Below are 3,718 nucleotides of genomic sequence, written 5' to 3'. Positions count from 1 at the left end.
CGGCATGGCGGTGACGCCGGACAACAGGACGATGATCGTTGCGGAGTCGCACGCCAACCGGCTGACCGCCTTCGACATCGCCGAAGACGGCAGCCTTGCCCGCCGCCGCGTCTGGGCGGACCTCGGCGGCGACTATCCCGACGGCATATGCATCGATGCCGAGGGCTGCGTCTGGTACGCCGACGTGCCCAACCAACACTGCGTCAGGGTGCGCGAAGGCGGCATGAAGCTCGACAGGGTCGAGGCCGATCGCGGCTGCTTTGCCTGCATGCTGGGCGGGCCTGACGGCAGGACGCTCTATATCGCCGCCGCCGAATGGCGCGGCTTCGAGCACATGATCAGCGATGCCCGTACCGGCCAGGTGCTGAGCGTCGAAGCGCCGGCACCCGGCGTGGGTTGGCCTGCCTACAGTTCCGGCAAACGCTGATAGTTGGCGATATCGGCCCTGACGCCGAGCCGGGCGATCGTCTCCTGCGGGCTGAAGGCGATGCGCTCGTGCGCGGCCTTGACGATCGGCACCACCTTGTCGACCGCTGCCTGGCTTTCCCATTCGACGATGGTGACGAGGTTGAACTCGCCCGGCCCGGAGAACTGCTCGAGCAGGAAGTCCTGCACGAAGCCGCTCTGCTGGCGCAGCAGTTCGTGGGTCATCCGGACCTTGCCGATGATCTCCTCGCGAGCCGCCGCCGGAACGACAAACTTGTCGACCCGGAACACGCTGCCATTGCCTTGACTTGTCTTGCTCATTTCGATCTGTCTCCGTTCTGGAAAGGCTCGTTTCGCAGGGGCTCGGAGACGGTTTGCAAGCTCAAGGTAAGTTGAGGTCAAGGGGAATTTTTTGCGCCGACTTCCCCTTCTCCCCATGTGGGAGAAGGTGGATCGGCGCGCAGCGCCGAGACGGATGAGGGGTGCTGGAAGAAACGCGGCTGCAGCGATTTCAACATATCGCCAAGCTGGAACACTCCTCATCCGTCGCCTTCGGCGACACCTTCTCCCGCAAGGGGAGAAGGAAGAGGCGCTAACTAACCTCCGACGTCCTTCTCCGCACGATGACACCCAGCTCGTCGCTCTCGCGGGCGACGCGCAGCCTCTCCTCGGCCTCGGTCGCCTCGCGCTGGCGGTCCCACATCGAGGCGTAGAGGCCATCCTTTCGCAGCAGCGCGGCATGGGTGCCGCGTTCGGCGATCTGGCCGTCCTTGAGCACGATGATCTCGTCGGCCGAGATCACCGTCGACAGGCGGTGGGCAATGACGATGGTGGTGCGGCCCTTGCTGACGAGGTCGAGGGCTGCCTGGATCTCCTGCTCGGTCTGGGTGTCCAGCGCCGAGGTCGCCTCGTCGAGCATCAGGATCGGCGGCGCCTTCAAGATCGTGCGGGCGATCGCCACGCGCTGCTTCTCGCCGCCGGAGAGCTTCAGCCCGCGCTCGCCGACCATCGAGCGGTAGCCCTCGGGCAGTTTCTGGATGAAGGGGCCGATCTGGGCGAGCTCGGCCGCCTTGCGCACTTCCTCCTCGCTGGCGCCGACGCGGCCATAGCGGATGTTGTAGGCGATGGTGTCGTTGAACAGCACGGTGTCTTGCGGCACCATGCCGAGCACCGCGCGCAGGCTCTCCTGGGTGACGTCCCTGATGTCCTGGCCGTCGATCAGCACCTGCCCGCCCTGCACGTCATAGAAGCGGAACAGCAGCCTGGAGATGGTCGACTTGCCGGCGCCGGATGGGCCGACGATGGCGACCGTCTTACCGGCCGGCACTTCGAAGGAGACGCCCTTCAGAATCTTGCGGTTCGGATCGTAGGAGAAATGCACGTCGCGGAACTCGACCTTGCCTGCGCCGACCACCAAAGGCCTGGCGTCCGGCTTGTCGACGATTTCCTGCGGCACGTCGAGCAGGTCGAACATGTGCTCGATGTCGGTCAGCCCCTGGCGGATCTCGCGATAGATGAAGCCGATGAAGTTGAGCGGCACGGAAAGCTGCATCAGCATGGCGTTGATGAAGACGAAGTCGCCGACACTCTGCGTGCCGGCCTGCACTTCCAGCGCCGACATGCACATGACGATGACGGTGCCGAGGCCGAAGATGACGCCCTGGCCGAAATTCAGCCAGCCGAGCGAGGTCCAGGTGCGGGTGGCGGCGATCTCGTAGCGCGCCATCGAGCGGTCGAAACGCTCGGCTTCCATGGCCTCATTGGTGAAATACTTGACCGTCTCGAAATTGAGCAGCGAGTCGATCGCCTTGGTGTTGGCGTCGGTGTCGCTGTCGTTCATGTCGCGGCGGATCGAGATGCGCCAATCGCTGGCCTTGACCGTGAACCAGACATAGACCCAGACGGTGACAGCGACCACGGCCACGTATTTCCAGCCATAGGTGAAGGCGAAGATGCCGGCGGTCAGCGCGAATTCGAGGATGGTCGGCGCCGTGTTCAGCATGATGAAGCGCACAATCGTCTCGATGCCCTTGGTGCCGCGCTCGATGATGCGCGACAGGCCGCCGGTGCGGCGCTCGAGATGGAAGCGCAGCGATAGCTGGTGCATGTGGACGAAGGTGCGGAAGGCGAGCTGGCGCACCGCATACTGGCCGACACGGGCAAACAGCGCGTCGCGCAGCTGGTTGAATCCGAGCTGCACCAGCCTCAGCACGTTGTAGGCGACGACCAGCATAACCGGCGCAAGCAGGAAGGACGGCAGCGGCGGCGGCGTCTTCGCGGCGCCGGCCAGCGCGTCGGTCGCCCATTTGAAGAAATACGGACCGGCCACCAGCGTCACCTTGGCGACCACCAGCAGCAGCGTTGCCCAGGTGACGCGCGCCCTCAGGTCGGCGCGGTCGGCCGGCCACATATAGGGCCACAGATTGCGTAACGTCGCGAGGGTCGATGAATCGGAGACGGTTTTTCCGGCCATTCTTTTTGCCTTCTTGTTCTAGCCGACGGAGCAGCAGGATTTGACCAGCGCCGAGAGCGATGCCGAGACATCGGCGAGCGCCGCGTGGTCGACTTCGTAGCGCGAGCGCTGGCGGTCGGGCTCGAAACGGACCAGTCCGGCCTCGACCAGGATCTTCAGATGTTGCGAGACGGTGGACTGGGCGAGGTCGAGATGGTCGACCACCTCGCGGCAGCAGCAGGAACGGCTTGCGGCGAGATGCCTGAGGATCTCGATGCGCGCCGGATGCGAAAGCGCCGCGAACCGCGCCGCGACGGCGCGGCTGTCGGGGGCGCAGGCGGGATGCGCGCTGTTCGCAGGAGCGGATTCAACCAGGGATTCTGTCATCGTTCATCGGCGATAGACGATGAACGATGACAGGGCAAGCTAGGCTGGTGGGTAGTAGGGACTTCTCCCCCACAAGGGGGGAGATTGGCCAATCGCCGAATTCCTACTCCGTCTTCGTCGGCGCCGTCGTCATCTGGTCGCCCATCGCCTTCATGTCGGCGGCCTCGCCTTCCTTCGACTTGCCGGGAACCTTGAACACCTGGCCGGGCCAGATGCGATCGGGATCCCTGATCTGGTCCTGGTTGGCGAGATAGATGGTGGAGTAGCGCACGCCGTGGCCATAGACGCGCCGCGAAATGCGCCACAGCGTGTCTTTGCGGCGGATGATGACGGCGCCGTCGGCGTGTTCGAGCTTGGGTGCCACCGTCTCCGGCACGTCCGGCGTCGCCGCCGCGACCTTGGCCGGCGCCTCGGCCGCAGGAGCAGCGGGCGCCTCGGCGGTCGTCGCGGGCG

5 protein-coding genes are annotated in these 3,718 nt (G+C 65.1%); 1 reads left to right on the top strand and 4 read right to left on the bottom strand.

What is annotated here, in order from left to right; genetic code table 11:
* Window positions 1-427: SMP-30/gluconolactonase/LRE family protein (locus EN780_RS29555; RefSeq protein ID WP_133372765.1), on the top strand; the 427-nt coding region annotated here is incomplete at its 5' end.
* Here EN780_RS29555 and EN780_RS29550 read toward each other — a convergent pair.
* From EN780_RS29550 to EN780_RS29535, 4 genes are all read right to left on the bottom strand, one after another.
* Window positions 406-747, bottom strand: a complete 342-nt coding sequence (locus EN780_RS29550) for an antibiotic biosynthesis monooxygenase (RefSeq protein ID WP_128276060.1) — start codon at window positions 745-747, stop codon at window positions 406-408. The genes EN780_RS29555 and EN780_RS29550 overlap by 22 nt on opposite strands.
* Before the next feature lie 271 nt (window positions 748-1,018).
* Window positions 1,019-2,899, bottom strand: a complete 1,881-nt coding sequence (locus EN780_RS29545) for an ABC transporter ATP-binding protein/permease (RefSeq protein WP_128276059.1) — start codon at window positions 2,897-2,899, stop codon at window positions 1,019-1,021.
* A gap of 18 nt (window positions 2,900-2,917) precedes the next feature.
* Window positions 2,918-3,265 (bottom strand): metalloregulator ArsR/SmtB family transcription factor, encoded by a 348-nt coding sequence (locus EN780_RS29540; RefSeq protein WP_127394321.1) that lies wholly within the window; start codon window positions 3,263-3,265, stop codon window positions 2,918-2,920.
* 103 nt (window positions 3,266-3,368) lie between these two features.
* Window positions 3,369-3,718 (bottom strand): LysM peptidoglycan-binding domain-containing protein (locus EN780_RS29535; RefSeq protein WP_133372764.1); only part of this gene is annotated, 350 nt, incomplete at its 5' end.

The sequence above is a fragment of the Mesorhizobium sp. M4B.F.Ca.ET.089.01.1.1 genome, from assembly GCF_004022605.1.
Taxonomy (GTDB): Bacteria; Pseudomonadota; Alphaproteobacteria; order Rhizobiales; family Rhizobiaceae; genus Mesorhizobium; species Mesorhizobium abyssinicae.
The sequence above is the reverse complement of the archived record's forward strand: the minus strand, read 5'-3'. Positions and strand labels throughout refer to the sequence as shown.

Bases quoted from the DNA above. Each gene is read 5' to 3' on its own strand.
- EN780_RS29545 (WP_128276059.1), bottom strand. From the start codon at position 2,899: ATGGCCGGAAAAACCGTCTCCGATTCATCGACCCTCGCGACGTTACGC.
- EN780_RS29540 (WP_127394321.1), bottom strand. From the start codon at position 3,265: ATGACAGAATCCCTGGTTGAATCCGCTCCTGCGAACAGCGCGCATCCC.
- EN780_RS29550 (WP_128276060.1), bottom strand. From the start codon at position 747: ATGAGCAAGACAAGTCAAGGCAATGGCAGCGTGTTCCGGGTCGACAAG.